This is a genomic window from Rhizobium nepotum 39/7 (assembly GCF_000949865.1).
Classification (GTDB): Bacteria; Pseudomonadota; Alphaproteobacteria; order Rhizobiales; family Rhizobiaceae; genus Agrobacterium; species Agrobacterium nepotum.
The window spans coordinates 243,779-263,160 of record NZ_JWJH01000003.1 but is presented as its reverse complement, the minus strand read 5'-3'; the positions used below and the strand labels follow the sequence as shown (position 1 = coordinate 263,160).

Sequence of the window (19,382 nt, the reverse complement as noted above, 5' to 3'; positions counted from 1 at the left end):
GGATATCCCTACGCAACCTCACACCCCCCGCTTGTTCCCCCACAACAGCACATGCAACTGCGGCAGCACGCGAGCCGAAAACCAGCGGTCTTCGTTCGCCTTGTCCACCAGCCACAACATGCGGTCCATGACCCCGTCGATATCCACGCGCGCGTCATCGTCATCCGGCGGTGGCGGCGTGTGGTTGCCGGGCTGGAGGTAAACGGGCAAATGCGGGAAACGCGCCGATGCCGCTTTGGCATAGGCATAATCCGCATCGTCGAAGACCACGATTTTCAGCGCCACCTGCGGTCCGTCGCCGGCGGCGGTGAGACAGTCCGCGAATGCCTGCCAGTCCGTTTCCATGCCGCTCGACGGTGGTTTGGGGCTGAGCACCAGATGATCGAGATCGGCAAACCAGTCTTTTGCGATGCTGCCCTGCGTTTCCAGCGCGAAGCGATAACCCTCGCCATGCCCCTTCGCAATCAACTGCCCAAGCGACTGGATGGCCGGGTTGCCGCCGGAAAGCGACACCGTCAGCGGCACGCCGCCGGAAAGCCGCCGCACCTCCTGCCAGATGGCCTCGACCGACATAGGCAACCATGTCTCGCGATACGCGCTATCAACGGCATGCAACGTATCGCACCAGGAGCAGCGATAATCGCAGCCGCCGGTGCGCACGAAAACGGTGGGAAGGCCGATCAGCGGCCCCTCGCCCTGAATGGTCGGGCCGAAGATTTCGCTGATGCGGATCGCCGTTTCCCTCGCTGCAACCTTCCGTGCAGCCGCCGTCATGGCCGGTATTCCGCCCAGGTCTTGGCCGTTTCGCTCACCCGCACGGCGCTGGTTTCCGGCAGGCTCGTCTTGCACCAATCGTAAAAGTGCTTCGCCAGACATTCCGCCGTCACCCGGTCATGGCCGAGAACGTCGTTCAGGTGGCGATGGTCGAAATGATCATCGATATAGTGCTTCAGCGGTGCAAGCTCGTGATAGTCGCGCACGAAACCGTGCTCGTTCAGTTCTTCACCTGATAGTTCGACCTCGACGATGTAATTATGCCCGTGCAGACGGGCGCACTGGTGGTCGGCGGGCAGGCTTTTCAGCTGGTGAGAGGCGGAGAAATGGAACTCCTTGGTGATGCGAAACATCAGCGCACCTCCTGCGCCGCATAGGCATGGGTGGCGGCCACCCAGAAATCGGGGTCCTCGTAGTCGGTCGGGTCGGTGACGCCAGCGAGATGAAAGGCCTCGCGCCGTTCCACGCAGGTGCCACAGCGGCCGCAATGGCGCAGGCCACCCTTGTAACACGACCAGGTTTCGCCGAAGGGGGTGCCGTATTTCACGCCATCGGTAACGATCGCCGCCTTGGAGACGGTGACATAGGGCGCAAAAAGCGTGACGTCGGCGTAACCTTCGAGCGCATGCGCCTGCATGGCGTTGAAACTGTCGATGAAGCCCGGCCGGCAATCGGGATAGATGAAATGGTCGCCGCCATGGACAGCGATCGCCACCGCATCCGCCTGTTGCGCGGCGGCCAGACCGAAGGCGATGGTGAGCATGATGGCGTTGCGGTTCGGCACCACGGTGGAGCGCATGGTCTCTTCCGCATAATGCCCGTCCGGCACCGCAATGTCGTCCGTCAGGGCCGAGCCGGTGAGATGTGCGCCGATGGTGCGGATATCGATGACATGATGCGGCACGCCGAAACGCCTTGCGCAATCGGCGGCGAAATCCAGCTCCTTCTTGTGGCGCTGGCCATAATCGAAGGAAACGAGAGCGAGAAGTTCATGTTCCGCCGCGATTTTATGCGCAAGCGAAACGGAGTCCAATCCGCCGGAGCAGATGACGATGGTTTTCATAATTTGGGGTCCCTTGTTTTGACCGGGTGGGCTGCGACCGGATACGGCGCGGCTTTAAACCAAAGCAAAGGGCTTGTGAAGAGCTTTAAGATGAGAGCGATGATGCGCTGTTGCTGCTGAAAACAAAAAAGCGGCGGAGTTGCCTCCGCCGCCTGTCTGATCGTCCGTCACCTCAGCGCAGCAGCGCCTGCGCCTCCTCAATGCCGAGAGCGGCCGGCTGGGTGCAGGTCGTGGTCATCTCGATGAAGCGGCCTTCTTCCCCGGATTTGAGTATCGAGGTCATGACGTCGATGCCGTGCAGGGAGCGATCCAGCGAGCAGCGGGCATCGCGGCCTTCCAGAATGGCAATCGCCATATCGGCAAGGCCAGCCGTGCGGTAATTGGCGCGCGGGCCGTTCGGGCTTTCCTGATTGGCGATGCCGAAAGGGTGCGCCCAGTCTTCAAGCGGCTGGATATTCTTGTCGCGTCCACTCGCCTCCACCACGCCACCGAAGAAGTTGGGATCCGGCACGTAGACGGAGCCTTCGGTGCCGTAAAGCTCCATATTGGCGTGGCGGTGCGACCACACGTCCCAGCTGGCCGAAAGCGTGATCGTCGCACCGTTCACGAATTCCAGCAGCGCATGGATGTTGGTCGGTGTTTCGACCGGGATGACCTCGCCGTTCAGCGGCTGGCTGGTCACCGTGCGGGTGGGATTGGCCATGGAAGTCAACGCGCCGACGCGCTTGACCGGGCCGATGAGGTTGATGAGGTTGGCGACGTAATAGGGGCCAAGGTCGAGGATCGGCCCGCCACCCTTCAGGAAGAAGAAGCCCGGATTGGGATGCCACATTTCCATGCCGGGGCTCATCACGTGGCATGTGCCGGAGGTGATGCGGCCGATCTTGCCCTCATCGATATATTGCCGGGCGAGCTGGTGCGCGCCGCCAAGGAAGGTATCCGGCGCGCAGCCGACGGAGAGGTTCTTTTCGCGGGCGATGCGCCGCAATTCCTCGCCTTCCTCCAGCGAAAGCACCAGCGGTTTTTCCGAATAGACGTGTTTGCCCGCCTCCAGCGCCGCTTTCGACACCGGGAAATGCGCGGCGGGAATGGTGAGGTTCACCACCACGTCTACGTCCTTATTGGCAAGCAGTTCCTCGATGGACTGCGCGGTAACGCCGAATTCTTCCGCCCTCAGTTCCGCGGCATTGCGGTTGAGGTCGGCGCACGCCAGCACCTTGATGCCCTTGAAGAGCGGCGCCAGCGAAAAGTAAGCAGACGAGATGTTGCCGCATCCGATGATGCCGACGCCAAGTTCCCTTTGCATGATGAAAACTCCGGAGATTGAACTCAATAGGCTTGGAAGGATGCGATCGAGCGGGTAATCAGCCGGTCGATGTCCTTGGGATTGTCGTGTTCGACCACAAAATGTTTCGCGGCGGATTTCGCCTTCAGTGCAGAAATGAGACCCTTCCAGTCCACGGTGCCGTGGCCGACATCCGCCCAGCCGTCCTCATCCGCGTTCTCGCCTGATGGTGCTATGTCCTTGACGTGCACGGCGGTAATGCGCTTGCCGTAGCTTTCGATCCAGGCGAGCGGATCAGCATTGCCTCTGATAATCCAGGCGATATCCGCTTCCCATTTCAGGTCCGGTCCGCCGGCAAAAATCTGCTCCTGCGGGGTGGAGCCGTCAGGGAGCACCTTGAACTCGAAATCGTGGTTATGCCAGCCGAAAGTCAGCCCGGCATCCACGAAGGGTTTACCCGCCTCCTGCAGGCGCTTGCCGAAGGCGAACCATCCGGCCGCATCCGCCGGGCGCTGGTCGGGCATCAGGTAAGGGCAATAGATCGCCTCCACGCCCAGAACCCTGGCGATGTTCAGGGCTTTTTTCGGATCACCCTCAAGAAGGTCGAGGCCGAAATGGCCTGTCGGCATGGCAAGACCGTTGGCGTCGAGTTCGGCGCGCAGGCTGTTCAGCCCGGCGTCATCAAGCGAGGCGTACATGGCGCCGTAACCTTCGACCTGTTTGTAACCCGCCGCCGACAGCTTCTTCAAAATATTGGAAAAAGGCTGGAAATTACGGGCGCTGTAAAGCTGGAAACCGAGTTCTGTCATTATCTCCTCCATAGAGATGTGGGGGCTTGGGATGGTGTGGGGTTAAAAACGGGGCCTTTCTAAAGCCGCTCTTCGCTCTGCGCGTCGAACAGCGAGGCCATTGTCAGGTCGAGGCCGAGGCGAACTTTGGTGCCAGGCGAAAACCGCCTGTGGCCGCCAACGCGCACCGAGAGGGTGTGACCGGCATGTTTGAGCCAGATCAGATTGTCGGCGCCCATCGGCTCCTCGATATCGACGATCGCCTCGTGCACCTCGCCGCTGACAATGTCGGCATCGACGCGTACATGTTCGGGGCGAACGCCCAGAACCACGGCGCGGCCGGCAACGAGCGGCGTCTCCGGCTGATAGCCATCAAGCGAGAAACTGACGCCATTAGTGGTGAAGACCACCTTGCCGTTCTTCTCGATCAACTCGCCACGCAGGAAATTCATCGAGGGCGAACCGATGAAGCCGGCGACGAAGAGGTTCCTCGGCTTGTTGTAGATGGTGACGGGATCGGCCAGCTGCTGGATAACGCCGCTTTTCATGATCGCGATGCGGTCCGCCAACGTCAGCGCCTCGATCTGGTCGTGCGTCACGTAGATCATCGTGTTTTTCAGCGCCTGGTGCAGCCTCTTGATCTCGACACGCAGTTCCGAGCGCAGCTTGGCGTCGAGGTTGGACAGCGGCTCGTCGAACAGGAACACATCCACGTCACGCACCAGCGCCCGGCCGATTGCCACGCGCTGGCGCTGGCCGCCGGAAAGCTCGGCGGGCTTGCGTTTCAACAGCGGTTCGATTTGCAATATGCCGGCCGCTCTTTTAACGCGCCGGTCAATTTCCTCCTTCGGTACCTTGGCGACCTGAAGGCCAAAGGACAGGTTCTTCTCCACCGTCATCTGCGGATAAAGCGCATAAGACTGGAACACCATGCCGATGCCGCGATCCTTGGGCTCCTCCCAGGTGACGTTGCGTTCCTTGATGAAGATTTGCCCGTCGGTCGGCTCCAGAAGCCCGGCGATGCAATTGAGAAGCGTCGACTTGCCGCAGCCGGAAGAGCCGAGCAGCACGAGGAACTCGCCGTCGTAAATGTCCAGATTGAGGTCCTTCAGGACGGTCACCGCGCCGAAGGACAGGGAAAGATCGCGAATGGAAACGCTTTTGTTCATATAACTCAACCTTTTACTGCGCCTGCGGCGATGCCGCGGACGAAAAGCCTGCCGGAAACGAAATAAACGATCAGCGGCACGGCCCCGGTCAGAAGGGTTGCGGCCATGTTGACGTTGTATTCTTTCACGCCCTGCACGGAGTTGACGATGTTATTGAGCTGCACGGTCATCGGGTAATATTCCGGCCGCGTGAACACCACGCCGAACAGGAAGTCGTTCCAGATGCCGGTAACCTGCAGGATCATCGCCACAACGAAGATCGGCAGTGACATGGGCAGCATGATGCGGAAATAAATCTGCCAGAAATTGGCGCCGTCGATGCGCGCCGCCTTGAACAGTTCCTCCGGCAACGAAGCGAAATAGTTGCGGAACAACAGCGTCAGGATCGGCATGCCGAAGATGGTGTGCACGATGACGAGGCCGGTCAGCGTGCCATAAACGCCCATTTCGCGCAGCACGATGACAATCGGATAGATCATCACCTGATAGGGGATGAAGGCGCCGATGATGAGGATCGAGAAGAACAGTTCCGAACCCTTGAATTTCCAGTTCGCGATGGCGTAACCGCTGACGGAAGCGACGATGATCGAGATGACGACCGAAGGCACGAGAATGCGCACCGAGTTCCAGAACCCGCGTGAAAGCCCGTCGCAATTCAGTCCGGTGCAGGCATTCGCCCAGGCTTTCACCCAAGGCTCGAAAGTGATTTCCACCGGCGGCGCGAAGATGTTGCCGAGCCGGATTTCCGGCATGCCCTTCAGTGAGGTGACGACCATCACGTAAAGCGGCAGCAGGTAATAGGCGGCGGCGACGAACAGCGTGCCGTAGAGAATGATGTTGCGCCGGGAAAAGGTTTTTCTCGGCTTCTTGCCGCGCGGGCCGGAAAGCGCTCCGGCAACCGCATCGGTTGCGGCAGCGACCGTGTTCAATGTGCTGATATTAGCCACGCTTCTTGCCTCCAAATTCGAGGTAGGCCCATGGGATGACGATGATGGCGACGGTCAGAAGCATCATGGTCGAGGCAGCGAAACCCTGCCCCAGGTTCTGCGCCTGAAACATGTAGTCATAGACATATTTCGCCGGCACTTCGGACGCGATGCCCGGCCCGCCGCTGGTCTGCGCCACCACCAGATCGTAGACCTTGACGATGCCGCTGGCGATGATGACGAGCGTGGTGATGAAGACCGGCCGCATCATGGGAATGATGATGAGGATATAGGTTTTCCACATGGGGATGCCATCGACGCGTGTCGCCTTCCAGATATCCTCGTCGATACCGCGAAGACCAGCCAGCATCAGGCACATGACGAGCCCCGTACCCTGCCAGAGCGCCGCGATCAGGATGCCGTATATGACGATCTCAGAATTATAAAGCGGATCGAAGGTGAAGCTTTCCCATCCCATCGAGCGAACCACGGACTGAATGCCGAATTCCGGGTTCAACAGCCATTGCCAGACAAGGCCTGTCACGATGAACGACAAAGCAAAGGGATAAAGGAAGATGGTGCGGAAGGTGTTTTCGAAGCGGATCTTCTGGTCCATCAGCGCCGCCAGCACGAAGCCTATCACCAGACTGAAGATCAGCGACAGAATGCCGTAGATCGCCAGATTCTGGATGGAAATGATCCAGCGCGGCGCAGCCCACAGCCGTTCATATTGATCGAAACCGATAAAGCTCGCACGCGGCAGAAGCTTGGAATTGGTGAATGAATAAATCACCGTCCAGACCGTTCCGCCGAGAAAAATCACGACGGCGGTCAAGATCATGGGAATGGATGCAATCTTCGAATTGAGATTGCGGAAAAGTTGTTTGGGGCGGCCGGAGCGCGCTTGACCCGCCATGGATGACCCTCCTGTAACGTTACCGTTGATAGCCAAGCAAGGCCACAAAGGCCTCGCCCAATCCTCCGGATTGCGTGTTTACGCGTCCCGCAGGGAGCTTACGGCGGATGGATGCGCCACCCGCCGCACAAGAGGTTGCGGTCAGTCAGCCGAACCGATGAGGTCAACGAAGCGCTTTTGCGCATCTTCAGCAGTCATCGCGCCGGCGAAAAACTCCGCCATCAGGTCTTCTTTCTGCTTCTGGGTATCGGCGGAAATCAGCTGGTCAGTGCTGGTCAGCGCATTGCCCTTGGCCAGAATTTCCAGACCCTTCTTCATGCAGTCATTGGCCGCATTGAGGTCGACGTCGCCGCGGATCGGCAGCGAGCCTTTCTTCAGGTTGAAAGCGACCTGCGTTTTCGGGTCGACGATGGTCGCGGCCAGTATGTCCTGCGCCTTGGTTTTCTCCTCGTCCTTCAGAACCGGGAAATAGAAGGCGTCGCCGCCGGTGGTGATGTAGTCGTTGAGGCCGAGCCCCGGCAGGCAGGTGTAATCCGTACCGGCCTTCTGTTTTGCGAGCTGGAACTCGCCCTGCGCCCAGTCACCCATGATCTGGCCGCCGGCCTTGCCGGTGATGACCATGTTGGTGGCCTGGTTCCAGTCCTGAACATTCGTACCCTTGGCCATGTCGCGGGCCGCGACGGCAGCTACGAAAATCTTCGCCATGTCGGGACCGGCCGCCGCTTCGGCATCCTTGTCGCCATAGACTTTCTGATAGAGGTCCTTACCGCCGATCGACAGCGTCAGCGTGTCGAACAGACCGTTGGCCTGCCAGGCCTGACCGCCAAGCGCGAGCGGCTGGATGCCTGCCTTTTTCAGAGCCGGCGCCGCGGCGACGAACTCGGTCCAGTTCTTCGGAACCTCGACACCCGCCTTCTTGAAGGCTTCGTTGGAAAGCCACAGCCATTGCCAGGAATGGATGTTGACCGGGGCGCAATAAATCTTGCCGTCGATGGTGCAGCTGTCGAGCAGACTTGCCGGTTTGATGACCTCTTTCCACTTGCCCTTTTCGGCAACGTCGCTCAGGTCGCGCATCAGGCCGGCCTGCACCAGCTCTTCCGCCTGTCGGCCATGGTTGAACTGGGTAGCGCCCATCGGGTCGCCGCCGGTGATACGGCTGATCATGATCGGGCGGGCGGTGCCGCCCGAGCCTGCAATGGCGCCGTCCACCCATTTGTTGCCGGTGGCATCGAAAGCCTTGGCGAGTTCGGCGACGGCAGCGGCTTCGCCGCCCGATGTCCACCAATGAGTAACTTCAAGATCAGTAGCCCCGGCAATACCCGCCGGAATCATGACACTGGCCAAAAAGGCCGCAGAAATAACGCGCATTCGCATGAGTCTCCTCCCTCACTGAAACGTTGCAGTTGGAACGTAAGCGAAGATTTTTGATTAGGCAACCGCCTAGGACAATGAATCTCGCCATCGCTCCCCAAGGCGTTTTGGACGATCGCAAAACGGGACGGGCGACTGGCTTTTTACCAAGAAAAGAAGGTGGGGGATTGGGAAAAGCCGAATGGCGCGAAGAGGTCGGCTACACGTAACCCACAGGCAATGCGGCGCTGGCCTCCTGATCCGGCGTAATGACAGAGATGCTATGGATCTATGATCCCGGCCTCACCGGCCGGGATAAAATGCCGCTCCAGCGCGGGCAACGATCCTATTATCTCTTATAATCATCCTCGATGCGAATGACGTCGTCTTCGCCGATATAGGCGCCGGTCTGGATTTCCACCAGTTCGAGCGGGATCTGCCCCTCATTGGCAAGCCGGTGCGGCTGGCCAATGGGGATGTAAACCGACTGGTTTTCGGTCAGCAGTCGGGTTTCCTCGCCGATCGTCACCGACGCCGTTCCCTTGACGATGATCCAGTGTTCGGAGCGGTGATAATGTTTCTGGAACGAGATGCGATGGCCGGGATCGACCGTAATGTGGCCTACGCGATAACGCTCGTCCACATACATATGTTCGATGTAACCCCACGGGCGATAGACGCGCCTGTGCGCCTGTGTCTGCGGTGCATGTTCGCCGTCCTTCAGCGTCTCCACCAGCCCTTTTACATCCTGCACCCGATTTTTCGGGACCACCAGAACCGCATCCTTGGTAGCCACCACCACCAGATCCTTCGCACCCACCACCGTCGTCAGCAATTGCGTCGAATGGATCAGACAACCCTCGGAATCAATGAAGACACCGTCGCCCTCCAGCGCATTGTCGTTACCCTGCTTGTCGGCGATCTCCCAGATCGCGTCCCAGCTGCCGATATCCGACCAGCGGAAATGGCCGTGCACCACCGCCATGCGTTTCGTCTTCTCGATCACCGCATAGTCGATGGAGTTTTTCGGCGAGGCCTCGAAGCTTGCCTGATGCAGGCGCACGAAGCCAAGGTCGCTTTCATATTGTTCGACCGACTGCGTCACTGCCGCGAGAATCTCCGGCGCGAATGCCTTCAGTTCGGCAATCATCACGTCGGAGCGGAACAGGAAGTTGCCGGAGTTCCAGAGATAGCCTTTTTCCAGATAGGAGATCGCCGTTTTCACATCCGGCTTTTCCACGAAGGCTTCAACGATGCTGAGGTCTGCCTCGCCATCGATCGCCTCGCCCGGCTTGATATAGCCGTAGGAAGTGCGCGGCTCTGTGGGCACCAGACCGAAGACCACGATATTGCCCTGATCGGCGGCTTTCGCGCCGAGCTTCACGGCGTCGGAGAACTTGTCAGCATCCAGCACAACATGGTCGGCGGCCAGCGCCAGCACCAGACATCCCGGCTCCCGGCGTTCGGCCAGCACGGCGGCGGCCGCCATGGCGGCCGCGCTGTCGCGGCGGGCGGGCTCGAGAACCACCGTCGCCGGCAAGCCGATCTCTTCCGCCTGACGGCGGGCGAAGAAGCGGAAATCCTCGTTGGTGATCACCAGCGGTTCGGAATAAAGCGTCTTGTCGCCCACGCGTGTGAGCGTCTGCTGATAGGTCGAAAGATTGCCGACCAGCGGCTGGAACTGCTTGGGCAACTGATCGCGCGATACCGGCCAAAGCCGCGATCCCGCCCCGCCTGCAAGAAGAACCGGCGTGATCTTTCGAGTTTGTTCCTTCACAGCAAAAACCTTTCCAACTTTAAAAAAATTCCGGCGGGCCGGACAATATACATATTTGCCAATACCGCCATCATCTGTTCACGGGCGGACGAGCGCAAGCTCATAAGTTCACCTTGTGAAAGCTTGGTGAATGCGGGACCCGTTCGCCGATAGACCGTTTTGCTAACGCGAGGCGGAGGGTGAAGTTCCCCTCGGGCATCAGTTGCGCGGCAAAGAAAAACCCCGGACCAATGGCCCGGGGTTGCGTTTTCAGAATGAAGAGCCGTGAGAATCAGTTGGGCAGCGCATAGGCGATCACATAGTCGCCACGGTCGGGAGACTGGCGTGCGCCGCCGGCCGAGATGACGATATATTGCCTGCCAGTCTTTGGAGACTTGTAGCTCATCGGGCCGCCCTGGCTGCCGACCGGAAGGCGGGCCTTCCAGACTTCCTTGCCGGTCGCCGTGTCGAAGGCGCGCAGATAATAGTCCTGCGTGCCGGCGATGAAGACGAGACCGCCCTGCGTGGCGAGCGTGCCGCCAAGCGTCGGCATTCCGATCGGGATAGGCAGGCCCATCTTGATGCCGAGCGGACCCGTATCCTCGACAGTGCCGACCGGCACCTGCCACTTGATCTGCTGCGTCTTCATGTCGATGGCGGTCATCGTGCCATAGGGCGGAGCCTGGCAGGGAATGCCGAGAGCCGACAGGAAGCGGTTCTTGTTCACCGCATAGGGCGTGCCCTTCATGGGAACGACGCCCATGCCGGTGTTGACGCTTTCGCCACCGCTGGCCACCGCCTTGGTCGGAGCGGCTTCCTTCATCTCGATCCACAGGCCGAGGCGCATGTCGTTGACGAAGATGGTGTTGGTGGTCGGATCGGTCGAAAGACCGCCCCAGTTCATGCCGCCGAGCGAACCGGGGAAGGCTAGGGATAGATCCGTTCCCGGCGCGGTATAAAGGCCCTCATAACGCATGCCCTTGAAGGCGATACGGCACAAAAGCTGGTCGAACGGGGTGGCGCCCCACATATCGGCCTCGGTCAGAGTCTGCGCGCCGATTTCAGGCATGCCAACCGAACGCGGCTGGGTGGGCGAATAAGGCTCGTTCGGAATATTGCCGGCCTTGACCGGAACGTCTTCCACCTTCGTCAACGGCTGACCCGTCGCGCGGTCCAGCACATAAATCTGCCCGGCCTTGGTACCGAAGACCAGAGCTGGAACGGTCGTTCCGCCCGCCTTCGGGAAATCGACGAAGCTCGGCTGCATCGGCACGTCGAAGTCCCAGAGGTCGTTGTGAACCGTCTGGTAGACCCATTTTTCACGGCCGGTCGTGGCATCGAGCGCCAGCATGGAAGCGCCGTATTTGTGGTCGAGCGGCGTGCGCGTCGCGCCATAAAGATCGACCGAAGGGCTGCCGACCGGCATGAAGACCGTATTCAGCTCCGGATCATAGGACATGGACGCCCAGACGTTCGGAGTAGAGCGGGTATACGTCTGGCCTGCAGGCGGCAGTCCGGTGATCTCGGGGTTGCCGGGATCGAAAGCCCAGCGAAGCTCACCCGTCACCACGTCAAAACCGCGCATCACGCCGCCAGGCATGTCCACCTGCACGTTGTCGGCGATACGTCCGCCAACGACGACGGTGGTGCCTGCGAGCGTCGGTGCCGATGTCAGCACATATTGCGGATCCGGCGCATCACCGAGACCAATCTTCAGATCGACGCGGCCGTTGGTGCCGAAATCCGGGCAAAATGCGCCGGTGTCGGCATCAAGTGCGATGAGTTCAGCGTTGATGGTGTTCATCAGAATGCGGCGCTGGCAAAGCGCGCCGTCGGCAACTACCGCCGGCGTGACAGGCGTCGAGCCCGGCGCTGTCGGCTGCTTCAGCGGCGCCTTGGCATCGAAATAGGCAAGGCCGCGGCAACGCATCCAGACGCTGGATTTCGCGTTGATTTCGGTCTTCCACTTCTGCGCGCCGGTATCGGCGTCGAGAGCGATGACATTGTTGTGCGGCGTGCACACAAAAACGGTGTCGCCCACCTGCAGCGGCGTCTCCTGATCTTCCGCACCGTTCGCGCCGGGGCTGATCGGGGTATCGCCGGTGCGATAGGTCCATGCCACCTCAAGGTTCTTGACGTTGTCCCGGTTGATCCCGTCAAGCGCGACAAAGCGGCTGCCGCCTGCCGTATTGCCGTAATGCTCCCAGTTCTTCTGCTCCGTTTCCGGCGTCACCGGCGTCAGCGCAGCGACCTCACCATTAAACGCGACAGTCGGATGCGGCACGAACATGCCGGCAAAACCGGCGGCGGACGCGATGGCCAAAACGGCGGCCAGGGCAAAGGAGGTGCCGTAAGCCGGCGTTTTGCCAGCCGCGCGGCGCAGCAGCGGATAGGAAAGCGCAACCACCGTGGCGCCCACACCCAATGCCAGCAGGCGGGAGATGAGCGGCCAGAAGTGCAATCCGGCTTCCCAGAATGCCCAGACACCGCTCGCGATGAAAACAAGGCCGAACAGCAGCGCGCCAGCGGGCTTGCGCAATACGATGAGCAGGCCGGAGACGATCAGCGCGATACCCGCCACGACGAAATAAAGGCTGCCGCCGAGTGCTGCGAGCTTCCCGCCGCCGATGGCGAAGAACAGGCCCGCGGCAATGATGACGGCGCCGAGCACCAACAGCCATAATCTGGCTGGAAGCGACGATGAGGTTGCTGGTTTACTCATGAATTAAATATCCGGTTAGGAGAGCCGCCGCGAAGGCTGACGCCCGATGATCGTTCAATGTCCGGCAAGACCGGGACAGTCCGCCGCACTTGCGGCTGAGCGAAGATGCGATGAAGGCGGCGCGGATGAACGGGGAACAATGCTGGGGAAGACTTCCGTGGTGACTGTCATTTTGACCCATTCACTGCAGGTTTCCGCCGGCCCGGTGGACGGCAGATTAGACGCTCGAATAAATCCTCCCCGGCCCGGAGACTGCCAGCATCGCTTGTTGACGCCAGAGAACCGAGACCTTGGGCGTGGTATAACGTCGCCTGCGACAAGATGACAATGCTCAAGACAGGCAAATTTGATAAGCTATACTTATACCATGTAATCACGCCGAAAAAGACCTGCCCGCCGATGGATATTCGACAACTTACAATCTTCGTGGAAGCCGCAAGGGCCAGAAATTTTCGTGCCGCCGCCTTGCAGCTCGGCATCGCCCAGCCTGCCGTTACCCAGCGTATCCGGCAACTGGAGGAAAACCTGGGCTTCAAGCTCTTTCACCGCATCAGTCGCGGCGTGGAACTCACGCCAGCGGGCCAGTCGATGCTGCTCGATGCGGAGGAAATCCTTGCCCGCACCAGGGGCGCGCTGGAAAAAGCGCACCAGATCAGGCGAGGCCAGCTCGGCACGCTGCGTATCGGCTTCGGCACCAGCGTGATGGCGGAACGCAAATTGCCGGCGCTGATCACCCGTTATGGAGGCGACCATAAGGACATCACGCTTGAACTTCTGCCCGGCATGACGATGGAACAGTTGATCGAGCAGGTGGCGACGCGCAAGACCGACGTAGCCTTCATTCGCGCACCCCTGCCCCAGTTGCCGCAAGGGCTGAGGGCCAAGCCCTTCGATCGCTCGAAACTGTGCGTCGCCCTGCCGGAACAGCATCCGCTTGCGTCCCGCAACAGACTTTCGATTAGCGATATTGCGCAGGAAAAACTGCTGCTGCCGGTAGACGAGATCGGCCTCGGCCTCAGCAGCAGCGCGCTCTCGCTGTTTGAGGATGCAGGCTGCGAACCGCAAATCGCCATGCGCATCGCCAACGTCAATACCATCCTTGCCCTTGTGGCAGCGGGTGCGGGAATTTCTATTCTGCCGGAAAACACGGCGCGCTCCACCAGAGGCGTCACTGGTGTGCCGCTGGACAGCGCCGATCCCTGGTCGGATTGCGTACTGGTCGTCCGGCGGGGTCAGCTTGCCCTTCACGTAGAAGCCTTCGTCAATATGGCGCGGCAGGCCTACAGCGCCGGTCCGCAATTCGAACAATGCGACTTAATCGATTGAATCGTCCGCAAATTTCGCAACAGCTAAATTTGCTGCACTGAACAACATTCAAAGCTTGGCAGGCGCGCGAAAAATACAATAACAACGGCGGATATTTTTACACGTTTATCGACAGGAAAGCACGCACAGCCCATGTCCGACACCACGAAAACCGCCAGCCCCAGAACATCGGTTACGGATCAGGAAGCACTGGATTTCCACTCGCAAGGCAGGCCGGGGAAACTGGAAATCACCCCGACCAAGCCGATGGCGACGCAGCGGGATCTGTCGCTCGCCTATTCGCCGGGCGTGGCTGTGCCGGTGAAAGCGATCGCCGAAAATCCGGCCACCGCTTACGACTATACGACGCGCGGCAACATGGTGGCGGTCATCTCCAATGGCACGGCGATCCTCGGTCTCGGCAATCTCGGCGCGCTCGCCTCCAAGCCGGTCATGGAGGGCAAGTCGGTTCTGTTCAAGCGCTTCGCCGATGTCGACTCCATCGACCTTGAAGTGGACACAGAGGACGCCGATGAATTCATCAATTGCGTGCGTTACCTTGGCCCCTCCTTTGGCGGCATCAATCTGGAAGACATCAAGGCGCCCGAATGTTTCATCATCGAAAGCCGCCTGCGCGAGTTGATGGACATTCCCGTCTTCCATGACGACCAGCACGGCACCGCCATCATCGCCGCCGCCGGCCTCATCAACGCCATCGAGCTGACCGGCCGCGACTTCAAGACGACGAAGCTCGTCTGCAACGGTGCGGGCGCAGCCGCCATCGCCTGCATGGACCTCATCAAGGCCATGGGTTTCAACCCTGAAAACATCACGCTTTGCGACACCAAGGGCGTGATCTACCAGGGCCGCACCGAAGGCATGAACCAGTGGAAATCCGCGCATGCGGTGAAGACCGACAACCGCACGCTGGTGGAAGCCATGAAGGGTGCGGACGTGGTGTTCGGCCTGTCCCAGAAGGGCGCCTTCAGCGAAGAGATGATCCGCTCGATGGCGCCGAAGCCGATCATTTTCGCGATGGCCAATCCGGATCCGGAAATCACCCCCGAAGAAGTCGCCCGCATCCGTGATGACGCCATCATGGCGACCGGGCGTTCGGATTATCCGAACCAGGTCAACAATGTTCTGGGCTTTCCCTACATCTTCCGCGGCGCGCTCGATGTCCGCGCCAGCCAGATCAACGATGCGATGAAGATTGCCGCCGCACAGGCGCTGGCCGACCTTGCCCGCGAAGACGTGCCGGATGACGTGGCCGCCGCCTATCAGGGCAACCGTCCGCGCTTCGGATCGCAATATATCATTCCGGTTCCGTTCGACCCGCGCCTGATCTCGGCCATTCCGGTGGCCGTTGCCCGGGCCGCCATCGAAACCGGCGTCGCCCGCCGCGAGTTGCCCGATCTCGACGCCTATGCCCGCGAGCTTTCCGCCCGACGCGACCCCATGGCTTCGACCACGCAGCGCCTTTACGAGCGGGTGCGCCAGTCGCCCAAGCGGGTCGTCTTTGCCGAGGCGGAAGAAGAACAGGTCATGCGCGCGGCGATTTCGTTTACCGCGCAAGGGCTTGGTACCGCCATCCTGCTCGGCCGCGACGACATCATCAAAGCCAATGCGGAGCGCGCCGGCATCGATCTCGACCGTGCGAATATCGAGATCACCAATGCCCGCCTCTCCAGCCGCGTCGATGCCTATGTCGATTATCTCTATGCGCGATTGCAGCGCGGCGGCTTCCTGCTGCGCGACGTACAGCGCCTGGTCCACAACGACCGCAACCACTTCGCCGCCTGCATGGTGGCGATGGGCGACGCGGATGCCGTGGTCACCGGCGTTACCCGCAACTACTCCACGGCGCTGGAGGATATCCGCCGCTGCATCAACACCAAGCCTGGCCACCGCGTCATCGGCGTTTCGCTGGTCGTGTCGCGCAACCGCACCGTCTTCGTGGCCGACACAGCCGTGCACGACATGCCGTCCGCTGAAGACCTGGCCGATATCGCCGAGGAGGCAGCCGGTCTCGCCCGCCGTTTCGGCTACGAGCCGCGTGTGGCCATGCTCGCCTACTCCACCTTCGGCCAGCCGACCGGCGAGCGTTCCGACAAGGTCCGCGAAGCGGTGAAGATCCTCGACAAGCGCAACGTCAATTTCGAGGTCGACGGCGAAATGTCGGCCGATGTGGCGCTCAACCACCATCGCATGCAGAGCCAGTACCCTTTCGCCCGCCTTTCCGGCGCGGCCAACGTGCTGGTCATGCCCGCGATCCATTCCGCCTCCATCTCCACCAAGATGTTGCAGGAACTGGGCGGCGCAACCGTCATCGGCCCGCTTCTCGTCGGCCTCGACAAGTCGGTGCAGATCACCTCGATGGGCGCCAAGGACAGCGATATCGTCAACATGGCGGCGATCGCGGCCTATAATGCCGGTCGGTGACGGCAGGGCGGAACGTTGCGGCGCATTTCTTCTCCCCGCCGGGGAGAAGGTGGCCCGAAGGGTCGGATGAGGGGGCAACATCAGCGATAGACCGCACCCTTGCCCCTTCATTCCGCTGCCGCGACCTTCTCCCCGGCGGGGAGAAGGTGAAAACTGCGCGAACTCGCTTCTTAAAGAACAAGATTCTACGATTTCAAATTCTTAGGTTATTTTTTCTCACTAGAGAACTTATTGGAACGCAATTTTATTCATATGATTTTTGGCGCAAAGCCAATTCTCGCTCTCGGCGGGCGCGTCATGTAGTTTCCATCTACAATAAAAAGGAAATACCAATGGCCCTCTCCTTCTCCAGATTTGCCGCGAAACTCATCGCCGGAACCGTCGTCGTCGCTTCGATGGCCACCGCCGCTCACGCGGATGCGACGCTCGACCGTATCAAGGGTCGTGGCAAGCTCACCGTTGGCGTCATCCTGTCCGGCGCGCCTTTCGGCTTCATCGATCCGAAGACGCAGGAGCAGAAGGGTCTCAACATCGACGTCGCCAAGGCGCTGGCAGCCGGTCTGGGTGTCGAACTGGTCACCGAAACCGTGACCCCGCCCAACCGCGTGCAATTCCTGCAGCAGGGCAAGGTCGATATCCTGATCGCCAACATGCAATACACGGAAGAGCGCGCCAAAACGCTCGGTTACGTGCCCACCCCCTATGACCGTCAGGGCGGCGCTGCTATCGGCCGCAAGGATTCGGGCATCAAGGACTGGTCGGACCTGAAGGGCAAGATCGCCTGCGTTTCGCAGGGCTCCAACTACACCCAGCCGCTGATCGAGCAATATGGCGCGCAGGTAAAGGCGCTGCCGAGCCAGCCGGAATCGCTGCTGGCGCTGAAGGGCGGCAATTGCGACGTCTCCGTGCACGTCAACGGCACGCTGAGCCTGATGCTTCAGGACCGTGCCGACGAGTGGAAGGATTACGGCATCCTCATCCCGACCGATCTTATCCCTTCTGACTCCGTCATCTGGCTGCGCAAGGGCGAGGCCGACACCCAGGCCGCGCTCGACAAGATCGTCAAGGAATTGCACGCCTCCGGCAAGATGATCGAATTCGCCAAGGCCAACCGCCTGCCGAGCATCGGTTATATGGAAGAGCAGAAGGCGAAGCTTTCCGCAGCGCAGTAAAAAGACAGGTTCCGGGTTTTCTCCTCCTAGCAGCAAGGGCGGCGGGAGATGACGATGCGAACGCGGAGCGGTTTACCCTAATCATCTAGAACGGCCGGTTTCGCCCGCCGTTCTTTTCTGCTTTATAGCAAGGCAGGTCATTCTGGCGTCGCCTGTCGGGCGGCACCGCGACAACAGCATGGATTTCCGATGCAGGATGCATTTATAGCGCGCTTCATAGAACTGGCCGCGCATATCGGCCTCAACTATGACTTTCTGAACAGCGGCTATGAGGTTCAGATCTGGCTCGACGGCATGAAGATGACGCTGATCCTCGTCGCCGTCACCCTGCCGCTCAGCCTCGTTTTCGGCTTCATTTTCGCGGCCATGCTCACCTCCGGCAAGGTCTGGCTCGCCGGACCCGTGCGCGCCTATGTGGAACTGACCCGCAACACGCCGACGCTGGTGCAGCTGATGTGCGGCTTTCTCGTGCTTAACATGCTGATTTCCAACGCACTTGGCGGCGCGCAGAACAATCCGCTCACCCCGTTCTTCTGGGTCGTCGCCATCACCGGCCTGCACGTTGCCGCTTTTCATGCGGAGGCGCTACGCGGCGGCATCGAGGCGGTGCCAGCCACCACCATCGAGGCGGCGCGCTCAATCGGCTTCAACTCCTTCGATATCTTGCGCTATGTGGAGTTTCCGCTGGCAATCCGCACCGCACTGCCCTCCATCATCAACAATCTCATCAATCTGGTGAAGCTCACCACCGTCGGCTCGGCGATTGCGGTCGGTGAAATCACCTATGCCTCGATCCTGATCTGGACGCAGCGCGACAATGTGGTCGAACTGATGCTGGTGATCCTCATCTTCTTCAGTGTCATCAATTTCATCGTGGCAAGGGCGGGTCTGTGGCTCGAACGGCGACTTGCGGTTCCGGGGTTCGGTCAATGAGCGCGGTGGTCTCTCCAACACAGGCGGCGAAGAAGCTGCCTTTCGGCACCATTCTTCTGTGCGGCGTGCTGGTCGCCGTCGTGCTGTGGCTGGTTCTCGACCCTTCGCTCGGCCAGGTGCTGCTGGAATGGCTGCCCTATCTCGGCAAGGGTTTCGCGATGAATGTGCTCATCAGCATTCTGGCGATCGCCATCGGCACCATCATCGGCGTTGTGCTTGGCGTCATGGAGCTTGCGCCCTATCGCCTCGTGCGCGCGCCGGCGCTCACCTATGTGCAAATCTTCCGCAACGCCCCGCATCTGGTGCTGATTTTCGCCGCGACCTACATCTTCCCCTTCGAGATCGTCGCTTTCGGCAACTACATTCCCTTCCCGGACTGGATCAAGGCCGTCGTCGGGCTTGCCATTCCGGCCAGCGCCCACATCGCCGAAATCACCCGCGGAGCGATCCAGTCCATTCCGACCGCGCAATGGGAAGCGGCGCAGGGCCTCGGCTTTTCGCGCAACCAGACGCTGCGCTGGATCATCCTGCCGCAATGCGTGAAACGCTCGCTGCCGCCGTGGATGAACCTTTATTCCTCGATTACCATGGGCACGGCGCTCGCCTCGCTGGTCGGCGTGCATGAGCTTCTGCACGCGGCAACCGATGCCAGCACCGCCGTGCAGCGCAACGATTTCACCGTCGTGGTCTATCTCACCGTCCTGATGGCGTTCTTCCTGTTCTGCTATCCCGTGTCCCGTTTCACGCAGCGCCTCGAGCGGCGCTTCGCCTCCCGCTGATT

Annotated in this window: 16 protein-coding genes; 5 read left to right on the top strand and 11 right to left on the bottom strand. The window is 60.3% G+C overall.

All coding sequences use genetic code 11. The features are described from left to right. Nucleotides 1–18: 18 nt before the first annotated feature. From queE to RS75_RS04330, 11 genes are all read right to left on the bottom strand, one after another. Complete coding sequence (gene queE, locus RS75_RS04380) at nucleotides 19–774, bottom strand: 7-carboxy-7-deazaguanine synthase QueE (RefSeq protein ID WP_045017722.1); 756 nt, start codon at nucleotides 772–774, stop codon at nucleotides 19–21. Next, nucleotides 771–1,127, bottom strand: a complete 357-nt coding sequence (queD, locus tag RS75_RS04375) for a 6-carboxytetrahydropterin synthase QueD (RefSeq protein ID WP_045017720.1) — start codon at nucleotides 1,125–1,127, stop codon at nucleotides 771–773. The genes queE and queD overlap by 4 nt, the downstream gene beginning before the upstream one ends. Continuing rightward, entirely contained in the window at nucleotides 1,127–1,837 is a 711-nt protein-coding gene (queC, locus tag RS75_RS04370) for a 7-cyano-7-deazaguanine synthase QueC (protein ID WP_045017718.1), read from the bottom strand. The genes queD and queC overlap by 1 nt, the downstream gene beginning before the upstream one ends. A gap of 172 nt (nucleotides 1,838–2,009) precedes the next feature. Then, nucleotides 2,010–3,143: a Gfo/Idh/MocA family protein gene (locus tag RS75_RS04365; RefSeq protein ID WP_045017880.1), complete on the bottom strand. Its 1,134-nt coding sequence runs from the start codon at nucleotides 3,141–3,143 to the stop codon at nucleotides 2,010–2,012. 23 nt (nucleotides 3,144–3,166) lie between these two features. Further along, nucleotides 3,167–3,931 carry a sugar phosphate isomerase/epimerase family protein gene (locus RS75_RS04360; protein ID WP_045017715.1) on the bottom strand — a complete coding sequence of 255 codons (765 nt, stop codon included), beginning with the start codon at nucleotides 3,929–3,931 and terminating at the stop codon, nucleotides 3,167–3,169. 59 nt (nucleotides 3,932–3,990) lie between these two features. Beyond that, nucleotides 3,991–5,079: an ABC transporter ATP-binding protein gene (locus RS75_RS04355; RefSeq protein ID WP_045017713.1), complete on the bottom strand. Its 1,089-nt coding sequence runs from the start codon at nucleotides 5,077–5,079 to the stop codon at nucleotides 3,991–3,993. Between the two features lie 5 nt (nucleotides 5,080–5,084). Next, complete coding sequence (locus tag RS75_RS04350) at nucleotides 5,085–6,026, bottom strand: carbohydrate ABC transporter permease (protein ID WP_045017710.1); 942 nt, start codon at nucleotides 6,024–6,026, stop codon at nucleotides 5,085–5,087. Beyond that, the gene (locus RS75_RS04345; RefSeq protein WP_045017708.1) at nucleotides 6,019–6,921 is read right to left on the bottom strand and encodes a carbohydrate ABC transporter permease; all 903 of its coding nucleotides are present in this window, start codon (nucleotides 6,919–6,921) and stop codon (nucleotides 6,019–6,021) included. The genes RS75_RS04350 and RS75_RS04345 overlap by 8 nt, the downstream gene beginning before the upstream one ends. A 141-nt stretch (nucleotides 6,922–7,062) precedes the next feature. Beyond that, entirely contained in the window at nucleotides 7,063–8,295 is a 1,233-nt protein-coding gene (locus RS75_RS04340; RefSeq protein WP_045017706.1) for an ABC transporter substrate-binding protein, read from the bottom strand. A 325-nt stretch (nucleotides 8,296–8,620) separates the two neighbouring features. Further along, nucleotides 8,621–10,048, bottom strand: coding sequence for a mannose-1-phosphate guanylyltransferase/mannose-6-phosphate isomerase (locus RS75_RS04335; RefSeq protein WP_045017705.1), 1,428 nt, complete (start codon nucleotides 10,046–10,048; stop codon nucleotides 8,621–8,623). Nucleotides 10,049–10,319: 271 nt separating this feature from the next. Further along, nucleotides 10,320–12,749, bottom strand: coding sequence for a glucose/quinate/shikimate family membrane-bound PQQ-dependent dehydrogenase (locus RS75_RS04330; RefSeq protein WP_045017703.1), 2,430 nt, complete (start codon nucleotides 12,747–12,749; stop codon nucleotides 10,320–10,322). 327 nt (nucleotides 12,750–13,076) lie between these two features. Here RS75_RS04330 and RS75_RS04325 point away from each other — a divergent pair, with 327 nt between their 5' ends. The 5 genes from RS75_RS04325 (at nucleotide 13,077) to RS75_RS04305 (ending at nucleotide 19,380) form a co-directional block, all read left to right on the top strand. After that, a complete protein-coding gene (locus RS75_RS04325) occupies nucleotides 13,077–14,075 on the top strand; it encodes a LysR family transcriptional regulator (protein ID WP_045017701.1) in 999 nt (332 codons plus the stop codon). A 132-nt stretch (nucleotides 14,076–14,207) separates the two neighbouring features. Continuing rightward, nucleotides 14,208–16,496, top strand: a complete 2,289-nt coding sequence (locus RS75_RS04320) for an NADP-dependent malic enzyme (protein WP_045017699.1) — start codon at nucleotides 14,208–14,210, stop codon at nucleotides 16,494–16,496. Between the two features lie 332 nt (nucleotides 16,497–16,828). Then, the gene (locus tag RS75_RS04315) at nucleotides 16,829–17,668 is read left to right on the top strand and encodes a transporter substrate-binding domain-containing protein (RefSeq protein WP_045017696.1); all 840 of its coding nucleotides are present in this window, start codon (nucleotides 16,829–16,831) and stop codon (nucleotides 17,666–17,668) included. Nucleotides 17,669–17,857: 189 nt separating this feature from the next. Then, complete coding sequence (locus RS75_RS04310; RefSeq protein ID WP_045017695.1) at nucleotides 17,858–18,601, top strand: amino acid ABC transporter permease; 744 nt, start codon at nucleotides 17,858–17,860, stop codon at nucleotides 18,599–18,601. Then, nucleotides 18,598–19,380, top strand: coding sequence for an amino acid ABC transporter permease (locus tag RS75_RS04305; RefSeq protein ID WP_045017693.1), 783 nt, complete (start codon nucleotides 18,598–18,600; stop codon nucleotides 19,378–19,380). The genes RS75_RS04310 and RS75_RS04305 overlap by 4 nt, the downstream gene beginning before the upstream one ends. Nucleotides 19,381–19,382 lie beyond the last annotated feature (2 nt).